The following is a 2,322-nucleotide window of genomic DNA, read 5'->3' as shown; positions in this document are numbered from 1 at the left end:
ATGTGCCCGTGTTGCCATGGTTGGGTGTGCTCTGGTGGGGGCTCGCCGCAGGTCAATGGGCCATGCGCGCGCGCAGGGGCTGGTTGCAATGGCCGCTACCCGTGGTGGTGCGGCCTCTGGCGACACTGGGGCGATGGAGCCTGAGCTATTACATGCTCCACCAACCGGTGATGATCGGCCTGCTGATGGCTGTGGTGTGGCTGATGGGGCGGACCTGAGCCTCGTCGAACTGTCTGGCCTTGCCAAACAGGCCGAGCCATAAAAAAACGCGACCGAGGTCGCGTTTTTTGTGGCCATGACGGCTGGGGGGCCGAGTGGCTTATTCCACCTTGGCCTTGGCGCGCAGGTCTTCCTGGAACTTGGCCAGCTTTTGCTGCTGCAGTTGCTGCGCCACTTGGGGCTTGACTTCTTCGAGCTTGGGCAGCTCTGCCTGGCGCACATCGTCCAGGCGGATGATGTGCCAGCCAAACTGGCTCTTCACGGGCGTTTCGGTCATCTTGCCCTTTTCGAGCTTGACCAGCGCTTCAGTGAACTCGCTCACGTAGCTCGATGGGTTGGCCCAGTCGAGGTCGCCGCCCTTGGCGCCGGAGCCTGGGTCCTTGGATTGCTTCTTGGCGATGTCTTCAAACTTGGCGCCCTTCTTGATGGACGCGATGATGGCCTTGGCGTCGGCTTCCTTTTCCACCAGGATGTGGCGGGCCTTGTATTCCTTGCCGCTGTTGGCTGCCACGAACTTGTCGTATTCGGCCTGGATTTCAGCGTCGGTGACGGGGTTCGTCTTTTGGAAGTCGGCGAACAGTTCGCGGATCAGGATGGCCTGGCGTGCCAGGTCCAGCTGGGCCTTGTAGTCTGCCGAGGTTTCCAGGCCGCGCTTTTGAGCTTCCTGCATGAAGATTTCACGGGCAATGACTTCTTCCTTGATCTGGCCTTCGATGTCGGGCGTCACGGGGCGGCCCGAGCGTTCGACCTGCTGCTTGAGCGCTTCGACGCGCTCCTTGGGAACTGCCTTGCCGTTAACAATGGCGACATTCTGGGCGGAAACGGGCAGGGCCAACGTGCCCAGCACGGCAGCGGCGACGAGGCCGGACAGGAGCTGTTTCTTCATGCGGAATCCAAAAAATGAGGGGTTGTTTGCCGACTGAAATCCGGCAGATGTTGACTTGGGGCCGGCTCAGAGAACTTCAATGGCGAGGGCGTGAACGCCTTGGTCAATAAATTCTTGCAGCGCATCATACACAAGGCGGTGTTGGGCTACCCGGGAGCGTCCTGTAAAGAAAGGTGACGAAATTCGCACCCGAAAATGGGTGCCGAATCCCGTGCCGTTGGCACCCGCATGGCCTGCGTGGGCGGCACTTTCGTCCAGCACCTCCAGGTGGCTGGGGGTGAGACGGTCGGCCAGTGTCTGGTGCATCTGGTCTGCGATGGAGTTCATGGGCTTCACACTGGTTCAGGTGGTGGGCTCGTCGCCCTTGAGGTGGGGCGCAATGTAGATGCCCTGGGCCACCAGGAAGACCAGCGGAAACGCATAGCCCCACAGCTTGAAGTCCACCCAGGCTTCGGTGCTGAAGTTCATCACCACGTACGCGTTGATGGCAGACATGAAGGCGCAGTAGATGATCCAGGCCACGTTCAGCCGCTGCCAGACGGCGTCGGGCAAGTCCAGCTGGCTGCCCAGCAGCATCTTGAGGAAATTCTTTTTGAGCCCCCAGAGCGCCACCGCCAGGGCCACCGACATAGCGCCATAGAGCACTGTGGGTTTCCATTTGATGAACCGGTCGTCCTGCAGGACCAGCGTGAGCGTGCCAAACAGCAGGATCAGCACCAGGGTGACCTTGTGCATGGTCTGCAGGCGCCGGTCGATGGCGTAGATGATGGCCATCTGCAAGGCCGTGGCCGCCATGAGCACGGCGGTGCCTACGTAGATGCCGTAGAACTTGTAGGCCCCGAAGAACAGCAGGATGGGGAAAAAGTCGATCAGAATTTTCATGGAGTCAGCAAGGAGTCCCGGGCTTCAGTGGTCGCCGGACTCGAAGTCCAGCGAGGCCGAGTTCATGCAATACCGCAGCCCGGTGGGCGCTGGGCCATCTTCAAACACATGGCCCAGGTGCGCCCCGCATTGTGCACACACCGTTTCGGTGCGGACCATGCCATGGCTGCGGTCCACGATTTCGGTGATGGCGCCGGGGATGGCTTCGGAAAAGCTGGGCCAGCCGCAGCCCGCGTCAAACTTGGTGACCGAGTCGAACAGCTTGGCGCCGCAGCAGACGCAGTGGTAGCTGCCGTCGGCCCAGTGGGCTTCGTACTTGCCGGTGAAGGGGCGCT

The 2,322-nt window shown here is 61.1% G+C and carries 5 protein-coding genes; 1 reads left to right on the top strand and 4 read right to left on the bottom strand.

The genetic code is table 11. The features are described from left to right. Nucleotides 1-218: heparan-alpha-glucosaminide N-acetyltransferase domain-containing protein (locus tag DBR23_RS22610; protein ID WP_146191416.1), on the top strand; the 218-nt coding region annotated here is incomplete at its 5' end. A gap of 101 nt (nt 219-319) precedes the next feature. Here DBR23_RS22610 and DBR23_RS22605 read toward each other — a convergent pair. From DBR23_RS22605 to msrB, 4 genes are all read right to left on the bottom strand, one after another. Beyond that, nucleotides 320-1,105 (bottom strand): peptidylprolyl isomerase, encoded by a 786-nt coding sequence (locus DBR23_RS22605; protein WP_056063551.1) that lies wholly within the window; start codon nt 1,103-1,105, stop codon nt 320-322. Between the two features lie 66 nt (nt 1,106-1,171). Next, the gene (locus tag DBR23_RS22600; protein ID WP_056746271.1) at nt 1,172-1,432 is read right to left on the bottom strand and encodes a BolA family transcriptional regulator; all 261 of its coding nucleotides are present in this window, start codon (nt 1,430-1,432) and stop codon (nt 1,172-1,174) included. A 15-nt stretch (nt 1,433-1,447) separates the two neighbouring features. Then, nucleotides 1,448-1,987 (bottom strand): septation protein A, encoded by a 540-nt coding sequence (locus tag DBR23_RS22595; protein WP_108499650.1) that lies wholly within the window; start codon nt 1,985-1,987, stop codon nt 1,448-1,450. Between the two features lie 24 nt (nt 1,988-2,011). Beyond that, nucleotides 2,012-2,322, bottom strand: a 311-nt coding sequence (gene msrB, locus DBR23_RS22590) for a peptide-methionine (R)-S-oxide reductase MsrB (protein WP_233250678.1), incomplete at its 5' end; no start/stop codon positions are given.

This window comes from Acidovorax sp. HMWF018 (assembly GCF_003061035.1).
Classification (GTDB): Bacteria; Pseudomonadota; Gammaproteobacteria; order Burkholderiales; family Burkholderiaceae_C; genus Acidovorax; species Acidovorax delafieldii.
Note: the sequence above shows the minus strand (reverse complement) of the source record. Positions and strands in the feature narration are given on the sequence as shown.